Origin of the sequence: Photorhabdus kayaii (assembly GCF_025384895.1) — a bacterium.
Taxonomy (GTDB): domain Bacteria; phylum Pseudomonadota; class Gammaproteobacteria; order Enterobacterales; family Enterobacteriaceae; genus Photorhabdus; species Photorhabdus kayaii.
Genome location: NZ_JAJAFZ010000071.1, coordinates 1 through 21417 on the forward strand (window position 1 = coordinate 1; position 21417 = coordinate 21417).

Annotated in this window: 16 protein-coding genes; 13 read left to right on the plus strand and 3 right to left on the minus strand. The window is 42.9% G+C overall.

Translation table 11 applies throughout. The features are described 5' to 3' along the window. Positions 1-105: 105 nt before the first annotated feature. From yigL to recQ, 3 genes are read right to left on the minus strand one after another with little or no spacing between them, the layout of a single operon-like run. Positions 106-906, minus strand: coding sequence for a sugar/pyridoxal phosphate phosphatase YigL (gene yigL, locus LGZ98_RS19740; RefSeq protein ID WP_113042938.1), 801 nt, complete (start codon positions 904-906; stop codon positions 106-108). Positions 907-933: 27 nt separating this feature from the next. Next, entirely contained in the window at positions 934-1932 is a 999-nt protein-coding gene (gene pldB / locus LGZ98_RS19745) for a lysophospholipase L2 (RefSeq protein ID WP_113042936.1), read from the minus strand. A 14-nt stretch (positions 1933-1946) separates the two neighbouring features. Then, complete coding sequence (gene recQ, locus LGZ98_RS19750) at positions 1947-3773, minus strand: ATP-dependent DNA helicase RecQ (RefSeq protein WP_113042935.1); 1827 nt, start codon at positions 3771-3773, stop codon at positions 1947-1949. Positions 3774-4219: 446 nt separating this feature from the next. Between recQ and LGZ98_RS19755 the strand changes: the two genes are divergently transcribed. From LGZ98_RS19755 to LGZ98_RS19815, 13 genes are all read left to right on the plus strand, one after another. Beyond that, positions 4220-6043 carry an IucA/IucC family protein gene (locus LGZ98_RS19755; RefSeq protein ID WP_113042933.1) on the plus strand — a complete coding sequence of 608 codons (1824 nt, stop codon included), beginning with the start codon at positions 4220-4222 and terminating at the stop codon, positions 6041-6043. 36 nt (positions 6044-6079) lie between these two features. Further along, a complete protein-coding gene (locus LGZ98_RS19760) occupies positions 6080-8317 on the plus strand; it encodes a TonB-dependent siderophore receptor (RefSeq protein ID WP_113042932.1) in 2238 nt (745 codons plus the stop codon). Between the two features lie 69 nt (positions 8318-8386). Next, positions 8387-9400, plus strand: coding sequence for an iron-siderophore ABC transporter substrate-binding protein (locus LGZ98_RS19765; protein WP_113042930.1), 1014 nt, complete (start codon positions 8387-8389; stop codon positions 9398-9400). Further along, positions 9397-10410, plus strand: a complete 1014-nt coding sequence (locus tag LGZ98_RS19770) for a FecCD family ABC transporter permease (protein ID WP_113042928.1) — start codon at positions 9397-9399, stop codon at positions 10408-10410. The genes LGZ98_RS19765 and LGZ98_RS19770 overlap by 4 nt, the downstream gene beginning before the upstream one ends. Continuing rightward, positions 10397-11458: a FecCD family ABC transporter permease gene (locus LGZ98_RS19775; protein WP_113042927.1), complete on the plus strand. Its 1062-nt coding sequence runs from the start codon at positions 10397-10399 to the stop codon at positions 11456-11458. The genes LGZ98_RS19770 and LGZ98_RS19775 overlap by 14 nt, the downstream gene beginning before the upstream one ends. Continuing rightward, positions 11443-12255 carry an ABC transporter ATP-binding protein gene (locus LGZ98_RS19780; RefSeq protein WP_113042925.1) on the plus strand — a complete coding sequence of 271 codons (813 nt, stop codon included), beginning with the start codon at positions 11443-11445 and terminating at the stop codon, positions 12253-12255. The genes LGZ98_RS19775 and LGZ98_RS19780 overlap by 16 nt, the downstream gene beginning before the upstream one ends. Positions 12256-12434: 179 nt before the next feature. After that, positions 12435-13211: a siderophore-iron reductase FhuF gene (gene fhuF / locus LGZ98_RS19785; RefSeq protein WP_229015663.1), complete on the plus strand. Its 777-nt coding sequence runs from the start codon at positions 12435-12437 to the stop codon at positions 13209-13211. Positions 13212-13386: 175 nt separating this feature from the next. Then, positions 13387-14931 carry a pyridoxal phosphate-dependent decarboxylase family protein gene (locus LGZ98_RS19790; RefSeq protein WP_113042922.1) on the plus strand — a complete coding sequence of 515 codons (1545 nt, stop codon included), beginning with the start codon at positions 13387-13389 and terminating at the stop codon, positions 14929-14931. Positions 14932-14967: 36 nt separating this feature from the next. Next, complete coding sequence (locus LGZ98_RS19795; RefSeq protein WP_113042920.1) at positions 14968-16269, plus strand: lysine N(6)-hydroxylase/L-ornithine N(5)-oxygenase family protein; 1302 nt, start codon at positions 14968-14970, stop codon at positions 16267-16269. After that, positions 16269-18671 (plus strand): GNAT family N-acetyltransferase, encoded by a 2403-nt coding sequence (locus LGZ98_RS19800; RefSeq protein ID WP_113042919.1) that lies wholly within the window; start codon positions 16269-16271, stop codon positions 18669-18671. The genes LGZ98_RS19795 and LGZ98_RS19800 overlap by 1 nt, the downstream gene beginning before the upstream one ends. 445 nt (positions 18672-19116) lie before the next feature. After that, positions 19117-19587, plus strand: coding sequence for a thioesterase family protein (locus tag LGZ98_RS19805; protein WP_113042917.1), 471 nt, complete (start codon positions 19117-19119; stop codon positions 19585-19587). 111 nt (positions 19588-19698) lie between these two features. Continuing rightward, complete coding sequence (rarD, locus tag LGZ98_RS19810) at positions 19699-20589, plus strand: EamA family transporter RarD (RefSeq protein WP_113042916.1); 891 nt, start codon at positions 19699-19701, stop codon at positions 20587-20589. 7 nt (positions 20590-20596) lie between these two features. After that, positions 20597-21049 (plus strand): GNAT family N-acetyltransferase, encoded by a 453-nt coding sequence (locus LGZ98_RS19815; protein ID WP_158536573.1) that lies wholly within the window; start codon positions 20597-20599, stop codon positions 21047-21049. Positions 21050-21417: the final 368 nt, after the last annotated feature.

Sequence of the window (21417 nt, forward strand, 5' to 3'; positions counted from 1 at the left end):
GCATAGCGGGGGGTTTTATGTTTAAGAAGCTGACGCTACTTAAACTGGCTAAAGCCATAATAATCTGACAGCGCCAATAGCGCTGTAATTACAATGGATAATAAATTAAACCTGATACATTTCGCACAAATAGTGGGAAACCGCATCATCAGCGTTTGAGCCAATCACTTCCATTTCTGGCAGGATATCTTTCAAGCGCTGGTGAGCATCCTGCATAATGCAGCCCTTACCTGCTACCGTCAGCATTTCAAAGTCATTCATGCCATCACCAAAAGCAATACAATCACTCAGTTTATAACCCATAGCTTGGGCTACCTGCTCAAGTGCATGACCTTTCGAAACACCACCCGCCATAACTTCCAGACAATTGCGCAACGAGAAACTTACATTAACGCTATCACCCCAACGCGCTTTGATTTTCTCTTCCAACGCAACCAATAGATCATGATCTTGGCAGGTAAAATAAACTTTACATACGTCATCAGTTTTAAAGTTGTCACGCTCAAAAAGTTGATAATGAAACACCGATTCCTGAAAAAACTCTTTCTGCTCAGGGCATTCACGGTTCATATACCAGTGATCATGGCAATAATAATTCGTCAGAATATCAGAGTTATCAAACTCCATTAGACACAAGTCATGCACAATCTCAGGATCAACATTGTGACTGAAAACCAGTTCACCCATAGCATTGTGTACCCGTGCGCCATTAGAAGTAATCATATAGGCATCAATACCAAGAACATCCCGGATTTGCGCAACATCGACATGATGACGACCAGTAGCAAAAATAAAATGAATGCCTTTATTGGTCAGTAAATTAAGAGTTTCCTTGGTGTAAGAAGTTAATTTGTGATCAGGAGACAGCAAAGTGCCATCTAAATCTGAAGCAACAATGTGATACATAGTTATCGTTCCTATCATTTAATTGAGTCAATTCTGGTCAAAAAAATCACAAATGGCGTTGAGTGCCTGGCTACGTAATTTATCTTTTTCAAATAGGATTTCATGATGCGCCCCCTGAATAATTAACAGTAACGGCTCTTCAATGAAAGTCCTTTCTCTCCTACGTAATTCACAAAAAGCCCGTATTTTCTGATTATTAATGACTTTATCCTCACTGGCTTCTAAGACCATCAGCGGTGTCTCAATTTCTCCGGCTTTTTCTATCAGCATATCGCCAATCCAGATACTTTCCCTCATCCAGTGATATGTTGGGCCACCTATGCGTAATTTCGGATTATCCGCGTAATAATGGAGGTAACGGCTATAACGTTCATAACTGTGTGTCAGAAGGTTTATCAAATAAGGCAACGGACGCCATTTCCCAGTTAGTACCGCATAATGGTTGCGCATATCTGGCCGCTTTTCAGCCCGATTTACCAGGAAAGTTGCCAACCAACGTGGCATAGGAAAGTTAATACCAAACATAGGAGCACAAAGGGCGGCTGCATCAAATACCTGGCCGTGACGTAATAAAAATCCCCCTAATATTGCCGCCCCCATTGAATGAGCTAACGCATAACAGTGAGAATAATGACGAGGAAGAATTTCTCTTTCTATTAATATTTCAACGTCATCAATATAATCATCAAATTTTTCTACATGCCCTTTTTGTGGATCTGCAAGCATCCTGCTGGATCGCCCCTGCCCACGATGATCAATAATAAAAATGTCGTAGCCAAGGTGATAAAAATCAAATGCTACTTCCGAGTATTTAACATAACTTTCACTACGGCCAGGAAAGATAACAACCGCTCTATCATTTTTTACCGTTGCACAAAAACGGACATAACGTATCAGTACATTATCGACACCGATAAATTCACACTCTTCCCTGGCTTGCCAAAAATCTAATAAAGGCCCGTTGGCAAAAGCAGAGAACTGCATCTCACGATTGAGCCAACTTTCTTTCAATATTTCTGGCGTCATAAATTGCCCTCTGACTATCCAAACTCCTCTAGATGTTCACATATTAAGGCCATAAAGACATTACCAAAACGTTCAAGTTTCCGTTGCCCTACCCCGTTGATTAATAACATTTCATCCTCCGTCACCGGGCATTGCTCTGCCATTTCAATCAGCGTGACATCGTTAAATACAACAAAAGGAGGGATATTTTCTTCGTCAGCAATAGATTTCCGTAATTTACGTAGCTTGGCAAATAGTTTGCGATCATAATTACCACTATACGATTTACTTTGCTGACTACGCCCTTTCAGATTCTGTATTCGTGGAACAGCCAGTTTTAGCGAAACTTCGCCACGCAATATTGGGCGTGCCGCTTCTGTTAATTGTAATGCAGAATAATTGGCAATGTTTTGACTGATAAAGCCTAAATGAATAAGCTGCCGCAATACACTCACCCAATGTTCCTGACTTTGATCTTTACCAATACCATAAACCGGCAAATGATCATGTCTCATATCACGGATACGCTGATTATTCGCGCCTCTAAGCACTTCAACAATATAGCCAATACCAAAGCGCTGCCCAACCCGGTAAATACAAGAAAGCGCTTTTTGGGCATCCACCAAGCCATCATAATTTTTTGGTGGATCAAGACAGATATCACAGTTACCGCAAGGGGTTTGTTTGCTTTCACCAAAATAGTTCAATAACACCAGACGGCGGCAAGTTTGCGCTTCGGCAAAAGCCCCCATTGCATTGAGCTTATGCCGCTCAATATCCTGCTGTGTACCCACCTCTTTCTCTTCCAGACAGCGGCGAAGCCATACCATATCCGCGGGATCATAAAACAGCACCGCTTCCGCCGGCAGACCATCACGCCCGGCACGCCCGGTCTCCTGATAATAGGATTCGATATTACGTGGAATATTAAAATGAACCACAAACCGAACATTGGGTTTATTAATTCCCATACCAAATGCCACGGTTGCCACTACAACCTGCAAATCATCACGCTGAAATGCATCCTGCACCCGCGCACGCTGGCTATTATCCAACCCGGCATGGTATGGAGCAACACTCAAGCCACGTTTTTGTAAACGCTCTGATATCTCTTCAACTTTGCTGCGGCTGTTGCAGTACACAATGCCACTTTTACCTTTCTGACCGCGAATAAATAGCCACAGTTGATCTAATGGCTTGTATTTTTCTATCAAGGTGTAACGAATATTGGGCCGGTCAAAACTGCTGATATGGATAAGTGGATCATTAAGATTCAGTAGTCGGACAATATCATTGCGAGTCGTTTCATCCGCGGTGGCCGTCAACGCAATGACAGGTAATGCCGGAAAGCGTTGCCTGAGCTGCCCCAACGCCCGATATTCCGGTCGGAAATCATGGCCCCACTGTGAAATACAGTGAGCTTCATCCACAGCCAGCATTGCAGGTTGCCATTCCAGAAGTTGCTCAAGGAAGTTATCCATCATCAAACGCTCAGGGGCGATATACAGCAATTTAATCATGCCCTGACGGCAACGCCGGATCACATCAATCTGCTGTTCGCGGACCTGGGTTGAATTCAAGCAATCCGCCGCAACACCATTTGCCCGCAGTTGATCCACCTGATCTTTCATTAAAGAGATCAACGGCGAAACAACCAAAGTGACCCCTTCCTGTACCAGCGCCGGAATTTGGTAACACAATGATTTACCGCCACCAGTCGGCATAATGACTAAACAATCACGCCCTTCAAGAATGGTATTGATAACTTGTTGCTGGCCAGGCCGGAATTGCAGATAACCAAAGGTTTCCCGCAATACCTGCTCTGTCAGTGATATCGTATTAATGACCTCTGCGGTAGACACGCTTTTCCTCAATATTAAAAAATCACAGACGCTATGCAAAACGCCTGGGCATTATGCTATCTCACTCTCGAAATAATTACAGCATGTCATTGAACATCATCTCAATACAAAAGCAGGTTTACTCAAAGGTTATAGCCGATCAAAAATTCTCTCCCAATTCACCTTACTCATCCCAATGCAGCACCATAACGTCCCATTTTTGCCTGCTATTTAAACAAAACTAGAGCAAATCCCTACACTTACACAGTTGTTAATGATAATAATTTGTATTAATGTTATCAAAATTGAATACCCCAAAAGTTACCTGTCTAAGGGAACCGGAATGAATACCTGGAAAAAAGAGACTTATATTCGAAAATTTCAGAATTAAGCGTACCGATTTGTTTCCAGTGTACAACGACTATGTTGGATATGATTTTTGATTATGAATAGGGATTGTTATCACCATGAGTTCACTGCATATTAACTCCGATAATCACACTCTGCACCTCAACGCAGAGAACTGGCTCTATGCCAATCGCCATCTGGTGACAAAAATATTACGTGAGCTATATCACGAAAAATTAATTAATCCTACCTACCATGGACAGCAGCAGTATTCTCTGACAATAGGTGGCTACCAATACCATTTTCAAGCGGAAACTTATCAGCTCGATCATATTGATATTGATACCGCTTCCGTAACCAAATTCAGGGATAATCAATCTCAGCCACTTGATGCTATTCAACTGATTATTGAGTTGCATCCGCTGTTGGAAATCCCGGAAAAAATGCTGCCGATTTATCTCGACGAGATATCCAGTACGCTCTACGGTCACGCTTTTAAATATCAGTACAACCGACTTACAGCCCAAGATTTAGCTTATGCCGATTATCAAGTCGTTGAAACGACAATGAGTGAAGGCCATCCAGTCTTTATTGCCAATAATGGCCGAATTGGTTTCGATGCCGATGATTATCAGCGTTATGCACCTGAAAGCGCCAGCCCCGTGACTTTAATCTGGATTGCGGTACATAAGAATAAAGCTATTTTCTCGGCATTATCCGATCTTTCATACCAACAATTAATAGAAGAAGAGCTAGGGAAATACCTGCCAGCCCAATTTGAACGCCATCTTAATATGTTGGGATTATGTCCATCAGATTATTATTTGATGCCTCTCCATCCCTGGCAATGGCAACACCGTATTGCTATCAGCTTTGCGGCAGATATTGCCAATAATCATATTGTTTATCTTGGAGAAGGCCATGATCGCTACCTCGCACAGCAATCTATCCGTACTTTCTTCAATATTACTCAACCGAAGAAGAACTACGTTAAGACCGCCCTCTCCGTGTTGAACATGGGCTTTATGCGTGGGCTCGATCCACACAGCATGGTCACAACCCCATCAGTCAACGAATGGCTCAGTAACTTAGTCCATAATGACAGTTTCTTCCAACAAAAGGGGTTTACCGTATTACGGGAACGTGCTGCTCTCGGTTATTTCAATAACTACTTTGAATCAGCCATTAAGAAGGACAGCCCCCATAAGAAAATGTTGTCAGCACTGTGGCGTGAAAGCCCAATGACGATGTTGCAGGATAACCAGCGCTTGATGACAATGGCTTCGTTGCTGCATGTCGATTATCAAGGTCATTCCGTCGTGGCAGCTTTGGTAAAGTGTTCTGGTTTAAATGCAGAAGAGTGGGTGTCACGTTATCTCGATGCTTACCTCTCGCCATTACTGCGCTCTTTCTTCACCTATGATCTGGTATTTATGCCACACGGCGAAAACCTGATGTTGGTATTGGATAATAACAGCCCGACAAAAATGTTGATGAAAGATATTGGTGAAGAAGTTGCTATTTTGAATGGTGATCTTCAACTGCCTGAAGAGATTAATTTCCTGCATGTCACTATCGAAGACGACATGAAAATTAACTACATCTTCCTTGATATTTTCGATTGTTTCTTCCGCTACCTGATTCCGCTGTTGCAAAAAGATCTTAATCTACCCGAAGAGCGTTTCTGGTTACTGGTTGCACGCTGTGTCCATAATTATCAGTCACAACATCTGCATCAGATTGAGAAATTCCGTAAGTTCGATCTGTTTAAGCAGGAATTTGTTCGTACTTGCCTGAATCGTCTGCAAATGGCGAATAATCAACAGATGATCGATCTTGACGACCGTGAAAAGAATCTCAAATTCGCCGGAACTTTAGTGAATCCACTATACGCTTTACGCCATGAATACTCGGTTACTCTTCATCAGGCCGAGCAGCAATAAATAAAAATATCAACATAGATATACCCTGGGGATGTAATGAATAATAAGAAAGTGATGTATCCGTTTTTGCGAAAGGATTCCATGATTAAAAAAACAACTCTTGCAATGACGATACAGTTAGTATTGATGGGAAATAGCTACGCAGTCGCGGAAAGTGCACAGAGCACAAGCGATAAAACCACTGCCCAAAATGACAAGATACTCGTCACCGCTTCACGAGCAGAACATGAAGGTGTGACCGAAGACACCGGGATGTACAATACCACGTCGATGGTCACCGCCACCGGTTTAAACCTCTCGGCGCGTGAAACGCCACAGACCGTCAGTGTCGTGACCAAACAACGTATGCTTGACGAAAATCTGGACAGTGTTAATCGCGTCATCGATAGCACAACCGGTATGAGCGTACGCCAGTTTGATAGTGATCGTTTTGGGTTTACTTCTCGTGGCATGTCCATCAATAACATCCTGCGTGATGGGGTTGCGACCTACTACGACACCCGCTTTAACTATGGCGACAATCTTCTGGATGCTGACCTGTTTGATCGTATCGAAGTGGTACGTGGAGCAGCCGGTTTGATGGTTGGTCCAGGCAATCCTTCGGCAGCCGTTAACCTGATTCGTAAACGTCCGACCCGTGATTTCCGTGGCGAACTCTCTGCCGGCGTGGGTTCTTGGGATAAATGGCGCACTGGCCTTGATCTCTCTGGCCCGTTAAATGACAGTGGCAACCTACGCGGGCGTTTCGTTACAGCCTATCAAGCGGCCAACTCTTTTATTGATCGCAATAACAACGAAAGATACCCGTTCTATGGCGTTCTTGAAGCAGATTTGACAGAAAATACCTTGCTGACTATAGGCGTTGATTATCAACGTAACCACACCCGCGGCGGTATGTTTGGTGGTTTGCCGATCTACTTTGCAGACGGCAGCAAAACAGACTATAAACGCAGCGACAGCTACGCACCTGATTGGGCTTTTTCAAAAGTTCGGACCTTCTCTACCTTTACCAGCCTGCAACATAACTTTGACAACGGCTGGAGTGTAAAAGGCACCTTTACTTATGATAATAACGCTCTGGACCAAAAAGTCCTGTGGGCAACAAGTTTTCCTAACCGTAGCACCAATATTGGTATGGTGCCAGGTAACATGACACTCATTGATGGCAGTCGCCGCCAGAAAAACTACGATCTACAAGTGAACGGTGACTACCGGTTGTTCAACCGTACTCATCATGTCAGCTTCGGTTTAAATCATCAGCAACAGGATTTCCAGAACGATTACTTCAACGCAACCTGTATGCTCAAGCGCAACTGCACCGGACTGGGTGACTTCACCTCTCCTGGCTGGCAATATCCTGAACCAGAGTGGAGTAATACGCGAACTTATGGCTCAAAAGGGCGTAATGAACAGACCGCAGGTTATGCAGCCACTCAGATTTCTCTGGCAGATCCATTGACCTTGATCCTTGGTGGTCGAGTAACCAGTTGGCAAACACGCGGTGATAATTTCAATACTCCACAAAATGCCAGCTATAGTGACGAATTTGTTCCTTACGGTGGACTGATCTACAACATTACTCAAGACTTGTCGGTTTACACCAGTTACACCGGAATATTCAACCCGGAAAGCCACCGTGACCGCAATAATAAATTGCTTGCCCCAGTGTCTGGACAAAACTATGAAGTGGGCCTAAAAGGTGTTGCCTTCGATAACAGTCTTGATTACTCACTGGCAGTCTTTGAAATCCGTCAAGATAACCTGCCATTAGTAGATAACAATGCACCGAGACTACCGGATCTCTCCATTCCTCGTTATACCGTGGATGGCACCAAAACTCGCGGGTTTGAAGCAGAAATCAGTGGTCAACTGACGGATAATTGGCGTCTTTATACTGGTTACACACAATTCCGAGCAGTAGATCCTAATGGTGTGCGAATCAATTCCAATACGCCAAACAGGCTGTTTAAACTGTTTACCACCTACACCCTGCCAGGTGCGATGAGCAATCTGACCATCGGTGGTGGTGTTAACTGGCAGGATAAAACCTGGTTAACAGTTGATGGGCCGGGGAAAACATCAATGCAAGCGAAGCAAGACAGTTTCGCGGTGGTTAACCTGATGAGCCGTTATCAATTCACACCGGATCTCTCTTTGACGGTTAACCTGAATAACGTCTTTGATAAGACCTACTACACCCAGTTCGGCCAATATTCTCAGTATTACTTTGGCGCACCTCGCAACATTGAAGCGATCTTGCGTTATAAGTTCTGAGTTTAAAGTCATAATGACACTGCGGACGGCAAACCTTATGTTTCTATTTATTTGAAGGAAAACAAAATAATGAAATTGAAGCGTTACAAAAGGTTTGCCGTATTGGTGCTGTTGGTCAGTCTGCTGGCTGGCTGTGATAAGCCAGCCAGAACAGACAATATATCGTCAGACAAGCCCGGTTATCCTAAAGAAATAACTACCGCATTGGGTACAGCGGTGATTCCACATCACCCCCAACGTGTTGTTGTCTTGGGTGCAGGAGCGGAAGATATCGTACTGGATCTTGGCATCGTTCCTGTCGGTATCGAATCCCACCGTTGGGGCGGGGATGAACAGGGCTATCTGCCGTGGTTTAAACAAGCGATACAGCAGCGTGGCGAGACTTTGCCAACTGTGATAGATATGTACCCCGAATTAGACATTGAGAAGGTAATTAGTCTTAAGCCGGATCTGATTGTGGCAACCCAATCAGGCATCACCCAAGAAATTTATGACCATTTATCATATTTCGCCCCAGTGATCGCTTATCCATCTGCCCCTTGGCTCACGACACCACAACAGCAGATTGAATTAATTGCTCGTGCGCTAGATAAACAGCCGCAAGGGGAGCAACTCGCTACTGAACTGGATGCCATATTGCGCGAATCAGGTAATACCATCCCGCATATCAGTGGCTACACTTTCGCCTATATCAAAGCGGGTATCAGCAGTAACATGCTATCGGTATACGTCAAAGGCGATCCACGCGTCGATACCTTAGTCCATCTTGGTTTAACGCTACTGCCATCGGTCAGCACACTGGCCGATCCCTTCGGCAGTTTCGCCGCCAATATTGGACTGGAAAATGCGGATTATCTTAATGGCGCTGATATCTTAGTGACTTGGTTCAATAATGAACAAGAACGTAAAGCAGTGGAGGCACAGCCGTTATTTCAATCCATCCGAGCTGTACATCAGGGAGGTTATATCCCGCTAACTGACCAATCATTGGTCGTTGCTATGTCTTACGGTACACCGCTCAGCTTACGCTGGGGTTTATCACAATTTATGCCAGTGCTGGCAGAGGCAATTAAATCATCATGACAAATCCTAAACGCCGATCCCTACTGCTACTTGGCTTGGGTCTCATGATACTGCTGACCTTCATTTGTATTATTGCCAGCCTGAGTCTGGGCGCAAAAATGTTACCACTATCAACCATATGGCATCACTATTGGTTAAGTGACAGTGGTAGCTATAGCGATCTGGTCATCAATGCCCGCAAACCACGTACGTTAATTGGCATCATGGCCGGTGCAGCACTGGCGCTTTCCGGTGCCGTAACACAGGGATTGCTGCGTAATCCACTCGCCGAACCGGGCTTACTGGGCGTTAACGCCGGTGCTGCTACGGTGGTCGTCAGTTTCTCTTTCATACCCATACTGAATGAACTTCCACGCTTCTGGACAGCATTTATTGGCGCAAGTCTAGCTACATTGCTGTTCTACCTGCTCAGTGGAGGACAACGTAATAGCAATCCAGCACGCATGGTATTGACTGGTGCTGCCATTAACGCCTGTCTATTTGCTTTTGTGCAAGGTTTCGTATTAATGAATGCGCATGTACTGGATAGTTACCGCTTCTGGACTATTGGATCGCTTAGCGCAATGTCTCTGGCGGAAGCGAGTTCACTGATACCCTATCTACTATTCGCCTTGATATTGACTCTTTCACTCGGCGCTTCCCTGAATGTGATGGTGTTTGGTGAAGGCATCGCCAGTTCACTTGGCGCCAATGTTGCCCGCACCCGCGTGTTGTCGCTTATTACTGCTACTATGCTGGCGGCAGTGGCTACCGCTATGGCAGGCCCCATTGCCTTTATTGGCTTGGCTGCCCCCCACTTGATGCGGGCTTTAGTTGGCAGCGATTTCCGCTGGCTACTACCCTATTGCCTATTCGCCGGGCCTTGCCTGTTGCTCACTTCCGATATCCTGGCGCGGTTGGTGATAGCACCCGGAGAGATCATGGTGGGAATTATCACCGCAGGAATCGGTGGACCATTGCTCTATCTGGTTATTAAAACCTATCGTGGAGTTAATTATGTCGCAGATTAACCTATCCAGACCGGCAAAAATTCGAACCTTCATGTTAGGAACTGCTGTTTTTGTTGTACCTCCACAACAGACCCGAAGAGCCATCTTATTGATGTTGTTACTGCTCGCAGTGCTGTTTTATCTCTCTCTAGTATTGGGTAAGCAAGGTATCGATAATCCCTGGCTAGCAACTTCAACTCCTTATCAGGAATTTATTCTCACACAGCTACGTTTACCCCGCGCATTAGTGGCTATCGGGGCGGGCGCAACACTGGCACTCTCAGGTTCACTTTTTCAACTAACAACCCGTAACGCACTCGGTAGCCCCGATATTATCGGCGTGAATGCCGGTGCTGCCGCAGGGATCGTCACCACACTGATCATCTGGCCTGGAGTTCTCCCCGTTGCTTTAGGTGCACTGCTAGGAGCCAGCTTTGCAGTACTACTGGTATACGCAGGAAACATTAGCGGCTCCGGGCAAATGCAGACAACCAGGATTGTCATCTCTGGAATTGCTATCGCCGCCCTTTGCATGGCATTTGTTAATTTTGCTATATCGAATGTGCGCCTTGAGCAGGCGCAACAACTTGCTTCGCTGCTGCACGGTAGCCTCGCCAACCGGCGCTGGCAAGATGTTGAGTTAATTTATGGAACGATAATACTGTTTGTTCCGCCTCTACTCTGGCTAGGACGGCAATTGAACTACGTTAATCTGGGCTATGAAGTTGCTAATACGCTCGGTGTGCCAGTACGTATCATTCAGCTTATGAGTTTGTCACTGGCGGTCATACTAGCCTCAATGGCGGTATTGGTTGTCGGGCCAGTGGCTTTTATCGCACTTTCTGCTCCACAAATCGCCCGCCGCTTGGTACGGGCCAAAGGCACCGCGCTGTCCTGCTCAGCACTGGTGGGAGCATTACTACTGCTCGCTTCCGATTTAATGACTTTGCTACTTCCTACTTCGGCACGTCTGCCAATAGGAGTTATCACCGCAGGGGTAGGCGGTGTCTATTTGATGTATTTGCTGTACGCTGAATTAAGGAGAACAAAGTCATGTCATTCGATATGAATTCCTCAACCACCACCTCACGACTAACAGCCCAAGCGCTTTCGCTAGCATACGGCAAGAAAACGATTGTTGAGTGTCTGGATATTTCTATTCGTGATGGTGAATTCAGCGTCATCATTGGCCCAAATGGTTGTGGAAAATCGACACTACTACGCGCCATTAGCCGAGGTATAACTCCACAGCACGGTGAAATCCTGCTTGATGGGAACAATATTCAACATTACAAACCAAAAACGGTAGCACGTGAGCTATCTCTGCTAACACAAGGGGCAATCATCACCGAAGCGTTGACCGTATACGATTTGGTTTCACGTGGACGTTACGCTCATCAATCCTTTTTACGACAGTGGTCAGCAGAAGATGAGCGAGCAGTTAACGACGCTTTACATGCGGTCGAACTCCAGGAGATGTCGCAACGGTTAGTGAATGAGCTTTCCGGTGGTCAGCGCCAACGCACTTGGTTTGCTATGACATTGGCACAACAAACACCCATTGTACTGTTAGATGAACCAACCACTTATCTGGACATCACCCATCAGATTGAAATGCTCGATCTTTGCCAACGTTTACATTTACAGGGAAAAACGTTGGTGCTGGTACTACACGATATTAACCTGGCACTACGTTACGCCTCACATTTAATCATGATGAAAAATGGCAAAATTTACGCCGAAGGTATGCCAGAAGAGATTATCAATGAGCAGAGTATCGCTGATGTGTTTGGTCTAGCCTGCCGTATTATTTGCGATCCAGAATCTGGTAAGCCTTTGATTATCCCAAGATACAATCCTATCTGAACGGGAAATGAGCTGCCTATGATTTTGCCGTATTAACAAGCAATATAGGCACCCAAAAGATTTACTACTTGATAATGACAATGGTAATGATAATAATTATCATAATTATATTTACAATGATTAGTCATATGTAAGATACTACAATCAGGTGGTATGGACATGTAAGCAGGGAGTTGGTGGTGTCAGAGACAAAGCATTCAATTACACCTTTAACCACAGTGGTAATTGAAGATATCATTCAGTTATTTGAACAAACGTTTAGCCATTTTTCTGCCACCATGAAAATAAATGCAGATAATATCCCTACTACCAGCATGAATTTCCCTCAGTGGTCAGACACAAGGAAATTTCCAGTATTAATTCAGCGCTATCAAGATGAATATTACGGTGACAACGATATAAAACCTAGCCAGAAAGCCCTATATTCCTTATGGACACAATGGTATTTTGGTTTAGTTATTCCCCCAATGATGTTAATGTTGCTGGAATATCCACAAGCAGTGGATACCCATTACAATCTTTTTCAGGTTGAATTCCATGATAGCGGCAGGCCAGATATTTTTTACTATAATTTGACCTGGCTGAATGAGGCACCTTCATCATTACTCCATCGCCACTATTCTCTCTTGGATCGCCATATTATTCCCGTATGCGAAAAGATTGAATCATATCAAGGGATAAATAGACGTCTCCTGTGGAATAATATTGGTTATCTTATGTATTGGTATCTTGTAGAATTCAGCACAAGAATAAATAGCAAGTTATATCAAGAAATTATAAATGGTCTTTTTATGGAACCACAATTACCTGATGGTAGAGATAACCCCCTTTACCGTACTGTTATTTTACGGCATAACAATATGCAGCGTCGCAGTTGTTGCCAGAGAAATAAACTACCTGGCGTCGATAATTGCCATGATTGCCCTTTGGAATCCAAAGTAGAAAACAAACATTAACATTCTATTCTATAACTTTTAATTTTTATCTGCTTAGGTAGAAAGAGATTATTATGATTTAATCGCGCTATTATTCAACAGTCATTTACTCTAACCCAATATTACACATAATAAAATCAATTATGTTGGGAAATAACCAAATTACAACCTATATATGAAATAACAAGGACATATAATGTACGGAGATGCTCTGCTATTAAACCATCCACTCACGGAAGATAGTCATATAACGGAAAAAGATTTTTCCAGATATTTCTTAAATATGCATAGTGCTGGAGACTATCTTGATGACGCCTATAATGTCATTACCAGAATAAAGAAAATACTACAGCGGGTAGATAGACCTTTCAGTGGGATATTACCCCATGAACTATCCCCGCTATTTTCTAAAGTGAATTTAGATCTTCCTCTGACCTCGTTAAACCAGGCCTTAGATGAGCTACAGCAACTTTATCTTAAAGATGCTGTTTATTTTCATCATCCAAAATATGTTGCTCATCTTAACTGTCCACTGGTATTACCCGCTGTTCTGGCTGAAACCATTATTGGCGCGATTAATTCTTCATTGGATACCTGGGATCAAAGCGCTGGCGGGACACTAATAGAGCAAAAAGTTCTCGACTGGACACGAGATAAAATGGCATTGGGCACAAATGCCGATGGTATCTTTACTAGTGGCGGTACCCAATCAAATCTGATGGCAATACTACTTGCGCGGGACCACTTTTGTCACCAGCGCGATCCTGAACATAAAAATCAGTTACATGGTCTGCCGACAGATTTCCATAAACTGCGTATTTTTACCTCGACAGTCAGCCACTTCAGTACACAAAAAGCCGCTGCTATCCTTGGTTTGGGATATAACGCCGTTATCTCTGTTCCTCATGACAGTGAGTTCCGCATGGACCCTCAATCATTGGAACAAAGCATTAACCAATGCATCGAACAGGGCAACATTCCTTTTGCCATTGTTGCTACGACAGGTACCACAGATTTCGGCAGTATTGACCCACTTCATCCTATCGCGGCTATCGCTAAACAGTATAGTATCTGGCTACATGTGGATGCGGCATACGGATGCGGTTTACTGGTTTCGCCTCGCCGCGCTCATCTACTGGAAGGCATTAATTTGGCAGATTCTGTCACTGTGGATTACCATAAGTCATTCTTCCAACCCGTTAGTTGTAGTGCTTTCTTCGTCAAAAATAAGCAGCATTTATCCCATTTGACTTATCATGCCGAATATTTAAATCCACTCAGTGCCTCACAAGAGGGTACACCTAATCTGGTCAATAAAAGTATCCAGACAACGCGTCGTTTTGATGCATTGAAAATGTGGCTGACATTACGAATTATGGGTGCAAAACGACTCGGACAAGCTTTTGATAAAGTGGTCGATACTGCTCAGGATGCCTATCGATTAATGGCACAGAATCCCTATTTTGAACTTATTCATTATCCAGAATTAAGTACTTTGGTTTTCCGTTTTATTCCTAAACAAAAATTACCTGATGCAGATATTGATGCCATCAATGCAGCCATTCGTAAGGCACTATTCCGTGAAGGTAATACCGTTATTGCAGGTACCAAAGTCAATGGCAGACAATATTTAAAATTTACTTTCCTTAATCCAGCAACGAGCCAACAACATCTACAAGAAATTGTGCATAACATCGTAATGCACGGAAACGATTTTCTGGCAACCCATAATAACAATTAATGAGATTAATACTGTTTATTACCAGGAGAAATTTTTATGACAACTCGCCCTTATGATTTTATCGCCATTGGAATAGGTCCTTTTAATCTCGGACTAGCATGTTTAACTCAGCCATTAAAAGATGTTCATAGCCTGTTCATTGATCAAAAACCGGGCTTTGATTGGCATCCGGGAATGATGCTAGAAAATTCCACCATGCAAACCCCTTTTATGTCAGATCTGGTGACTCTGGCATCACCCACTCATCCACTTAGCTTCCTTAATTACATCAAGCAAAAAGGGAGAATATACTCTTTTTATATCCGGGAAAGTTTTTTCCTGATGCGTAAGGAATACAACCAATATTGTCAGTGGGCGGCAGAACAGTTATCTAATCTACGCTTTAACACACGCGTTGACAGCATTAGTTATAATGAACATACCTCGCTATATACATTACATTGTTCAGATACGTTAACTGGGCAACAACACCAATTTGTTTGTAAAAAATTGGTATTGGGTACCGGACCTGCACCTTATATTCCAAAGTGTTGCCAACCCTTCTCTAATCAGATGGTGACATCTGGTGATTACTTGAAGAACAAAGAAGCTTTACAACAAAAGCAATCTATTACTGTTCTGGGTAGTGGACAAAGTGCCGCTGAGATTTTCTACGATTTGCTCAGTGATATTGATAAATTCGATTATCAACTTAATTGGCTTACCCGCTCGCCACGTTTTTTCCCGCTGGAATATACCAAGCTGACACTAGAAATGACGTCACCAGAATATGTAGATTATTTCTATAGTCTCCCGGGCGAAAAGCGTGATGCATTAAATTTGTCCCACAAGCAGCTTTATAAAGGTATCAATAGTTCATTAATCAATGATATTTTCGATTTAATGTACACCAAAAGGTTAAATGGCAAGTTAAACGTCAATTTATATACCAATAGTGAATTACAACAAGTTAGCCATGCCCAAAATGGCCGCGACCTAACATTGGCGTTATTCCAACACGAACAGGAGCAACCATTTTCTCTGGACACCGAAGGAGTTGTTCTGGCTACCGGCTATCAGTATCAAATCCCGACTTTTATTGAAGGTATACATCACCTTATCCGTTGGGATGAGAAAGGACGTTATGGTGTACAGCGTAATTACAGTATCGATCAGAACAATACCATTTTCATACAGAATGTGGAATTACATACTCACGGTTTCGTCACGCCGGATCTGGGAATGGCCTGTTATCGCAACTCCTGCCTGATTTATGAAATTACCGGTATTGAACATTATCCGATTGAGAAAAGTATCGCTTTCCAGCAGTTCAGCGTTGAAACCGAAGGAGCATGCTAATGTCCGTTTTTAATCCTACACTGTTTGAAAAATCCTTGCCTGAAATAGGTACCTTTGCATTACGTCCACTGGATCTGGAACAGGATATTCTCATATTAACTGACTGGGTTAACCGGGATTACGCCCATTATTGGGGAATGCAAAACAATACTGAGAAACAAGTACGGGAATTTTATCATAATTTAGAATCAAGCCATCCGGGCAGTGTCTTTATTGGAATATATCGGGGGCAACCTACTTTTCTATTAGAGTGTTATCGTGCACAAGATGATCTGATTGGAAAATATTATCCGGCACACCCAGATGATATGGGAATACATATTCTGGTTGCACCACCGCAAGAAAAAATAAGGCATTTCACCTGGGGAATTTTCCAAACCATCATGGCCTTTATTTTTAGTGATCCTACTGTGGCTCGCATTGTGGTTGAACCTGATATACGTAATGAAAAAATTCACAAACTTAATCTACGGGCTGGTTTTGTTTATCAGAAGGCATTGGTATTACCGAATAAAACAGCCAAGTTAGCCTTTTGCACCAGAGAACAACATCAGATTGCGTTACAGCGGGAACATCAAGCGACAACATCAACCCACTCAGGCGCATTGATGACAAATGCCATACACTTGCAACCGGCGGTCTGGCTGAAAGTTAATCGTCTGCACTTGTGTAAAGCGATTTCTGAATTTTCACATGAATGTTTACTCGTGCCTCAACAGTTAACTGAAAAAGCAGATAATGATGGATATCACCATTACCGTTTGGATAATGCTAACCATCTGGTCAGCTATACTTTCCGGGCACGGCGTATGGCACTGGATCACTGGCTGATTGATGCCGATTCGCTACAAAAAAATGCCAACGGAGAAGAAAAAGTACTCGATTCCTTACTATTCATTATTGAGTTCAAACAACAACTTGGCATCAGTGATGTCGTAATGCCTACCTATCTGGAAGAAATTACCAGTACTCTCTATAGCAGTGCTTTTAAGCATAACAGAATCGGTATCAGTGCAATGGATCTCGTGAATACTGATTTTCAGGCGCTGGAAGGGGAGATGATGGAGGGACATCCCTCTTTCGTCGCCAACAATGGCCGGATTGGTTTTGATATTGGTGATTTCCAGAACTTTAGTCCCGAAGCTGCCTCTGCTATGCATTTAGTATGGCTGGCCGCACATAAGAGCAAGGCACACTTTGCTTGCATCGAGCAACTCAATTATCAACAGTTGCTGGAACAAGAACTAGGCACCACTGCAATGGCTGAATTTGATCAGCGGTTGATCGCGCTTAACCTTAATCCAGAAGATTACGTTCTGATGCCAGTTCACCCCTGGCAATGGCAGAACAAACTGACATCGGTGTTTGCTCCTGATATTGCTAATCAGAAATTGGTCTACCTTGGTATTGGTGCCGATATCTATCAGGCACAACAGTCAATCCGCACCCTATTCAATCGCAGTCATCCTCAGCGATATTATGTAAAAATGGCGTTGTCCATTCTAAATATGGGATTCATGCGCGGTTTATCACCTTACTATATGGCGACGACGCCAGGCATTAACGACTGGCTATTCGATCTGGTCACACAAGATCCCATCTTGCAACATTATCGTTTTAAAATTTTACGAGAAGTCGCCAGTGTTGGATTCAAAAACAGCTATTACGAGCAAGCAATCAGTAGTGATACGCCTTATAAAAAAATGATGGCGGCACTATGGCGAGAAAACCCACTGCAACTCATTGAACCTGGGCAACAAGTGATGACTATGGCTGCGTTACTGCACAGTGATCAGCAAGGGAATGCCCTATTGCCTGCATTAATTTCAGCATCCGGCCTACCTACTCATGAATGGTTACGTCGCTATTTAGAGAGTTATCTTGCGCCACTGTTACACTGTTTGTACGCTTATGATCTGATGTTTATGCCACACGGCGAAAATATCATCATGGTATTGGAAAACCATGTTCCACAGCACATCTTCATGAAAGATTTAGCGGAAGAGATTCTGGTCATGAATCCCGACGCCGATTTACCGGAAAAAGCGAGTCGAGTCAAAGTAGACATGCCGGAAGATATGAAAACACTCACTATCTTATCTGATGTGTTTGACGGTATATTCCGCTATCTGGCTGCAATACTGGATGAACAGGGTGACTATTCACAGGATCTTTTCTGGCAGGCCGTAGCAGATTGTATTTTAAGCTATCAGCACAACCATCCTGAATTGAGTGAGCAATTTGTACGTTACGATCTGTTTACACCAGAGATTAAACGCTGCTGTCTAAACCGCCTGCAAATAGCGAATAACCGCCAGATGCTTGATTTAGCTGATCCGGCTCAAAGTTTACAGTTTGCTGATAACTTGATTAACCCAATTGCCAAATTTGGTCATTCGTAAAATAGCACTATCCATGGGCATGGAGAATGGTGTTTCATCAGTAACATGCTCACTACTCTATTAAGGCGGTGCTGCTACAGTACTGCCTTCTTTATTTACATAATTTACCTATACACGTAATTTCAGTGGATTAAATTTCAGCACCGATATTATTTTCCGTTTCAACTTACCTATAGTTGTATTCAATTATGTTATACCCGTCATCTTTCAAGTTGCCTCTTTGTTGGCTGCACTCGCTCACCCCGGTCACATAGTTATCTATGCTCCCGGGGATTCACTCCCTTGCCGTCGCGATCCATCTTGAAATCCATAGGGTATATATTCAGATTATTGCCAGACATTCCTTAAAGCTGGCAAGATTAGCAATAAAAGCATAATATTAACAAGTCATTAACTATATAGAGTCATATTGGAAACATATATCTTTATTTAGGAATAAAATTAAATGTCTACAACGCTATTAACCCTGGAAGAAGCCCGGCAAGTGATTGGTCATACTTTTGTTCACGATATGCCTTTTAACCAATTATTAGAACTTGAACTAATTCGATTTGAACAAGATTACGTAGAAATACAATTCCGTAACCAAAGTAAATTAGTAGGTAATATCGCACAAAAAATTTTGCATGGTGGAGTCATTGCCTCAGTGCTTGACGTATGTGGTGGATTGGTCTGTATCGGTAACGCCTTGACCCGTCTAGTGCCTGCATCATTAGAAGAATTAGAAAAACGATTATCAATAATGGGAACGATTGATTTGCGGGTGGATTATCTACGCCCCGGTCGTGGTGAATTATTTACTGCCACCAGTAGCATTATCCGCAATGGTAACAAAGTTTCTGTTGCCAGAGCAGAACTACATAATGAGCAGAGAGCCCATATCGCCAGTGTAACGGCGACCTATTTGGTAGGATGACAATATCATTTTAATCGCTTGCGTAATATTCAGCCCGGTGACATATTATTTTCACGTTAACGGGCTAAAAACCCATGACACTCTTTCCACCTTTATTAACATCAGGACAATATGAACAAGCCACAAACTACCAAAGGAGTATTGTACGCCTTCGGTGCCTGTTTTATCTGGGGAATCGCACCAATTTATTTTAAACATATCCAGCAAGTACCTGCTGACGAAATTCTGACCCATCGTATTATTTGGTCATTTTTCTTTATGTTGCTACTGTTAACATTAACTCGTCACTGGTCACAGGTAGCCAAAATTTTCCGTCAACCTAAAAAAGTATTATTTCTGGCCGTGACAGCAACCGTGGTTGCCTGTAACTGGCTGATTTATATCTGGGCGGTGAACCACGGCCATATGCTGGAAGCCAGCTTAGGTTATTTCATTAGCCCATTAGTTAACGTTTTGTTCGGCATGTTGTTTCTCAGTGAGCGTTTCCGCGGTACGCAATGGGCTGCGGTTATTCTGGCCTTCACCGGCGTATTAATCCAGCTATGGCAATTTGGTTCTATACCGGTCATTGGATTAAGTTTGGCTGTCACTTTTGCCCTGTATGCCCTGCTGCGTAAGAAGATGAACGTTGATGCTCAAACAGGCATGACGATTGAAACACTGTGGTTACTACCGGTTGCCGCCATTTACCTATTTGGTTTTGCCAACACCCCAACCAGTGATTTAAGTAATAACCCAACGATTCTCAATTTATTGCTGATTGCCGCGGGCATTATTACTACTGTGCCATTACTGTTATACACGGAAGCCGCAGCTCACCTGCGCCTATCCACACTAGGATTCTTTCAGTATGTCGGCCCAACGCTGATGTTCTTGCTAGCAACCTTGGTTTATGGTGAACAAATAGGCACCGACCGTCTGATTACTTTCGGCTTTATCTGGGCTGCATTAGTGCTGTTTACACTGGATGCCGTGTATACACAGCGTAGATCGCAGAGATAGCGAAACAATGAAAATAGCCATCAGATTAGCCAATACAACCGAACAGCTCGCCCTTGAAGCTCTGCAATTACGTGCGTCTCTTATGTGGGAAGAAGATAGAGAGTTATTACTAGCAAATCCCCACATGATAGAACTGCCGATAGAATATATTACAGCAGGATATGTTTATATTGCGGAACAAGCTAATGTAATCTTGGGATTTTGTGTTGTATTGCCGCTATCTGATGGAAATGCAGAACTTGATGGAATATTTGTTGAACCGGGCTTTTGGCATCAAGGTATTGGCAAGCAATTGGTGCAAATCACATTGAATGATCTTCATATAAAAGGCAAAGTCTCATTGCAGGTGCTGGCTAATCCGCAAGCAGAAGGGTTTTATATTGCCCTTGGCTTTAAATATTTGGGAAAAGAATATACTCAATTAGGGACAGCGATTCGTATGATTAAATACATACGATGAAATTAAGCTAATTTTATTTATTCTTTTTTATGTCCGATATAAAACCATAGAATTAAGGTTAATAATATTTAAATTAAAACTTCAACTATATTAAAGATAGAAAATAATAGTAAAAGCTTCTTTTAAAACAAAAAGCACTCCAAGTTATATATCCAATCAGAGATTATATGAACCATATGGAATAAGCATTTAAGCATTTTATAATAATGTTAAGATTGTTTCCACTCAATAATCAATATTTTAAAATAATAATAAAACCCAATACTGCACAAAAATATTATTAACGTATTAACGTATTAACGTATTAACGTATTAACGTATTATTTTCATATCTCTATTATAGCCGCTATAATACAATTATTACAGCA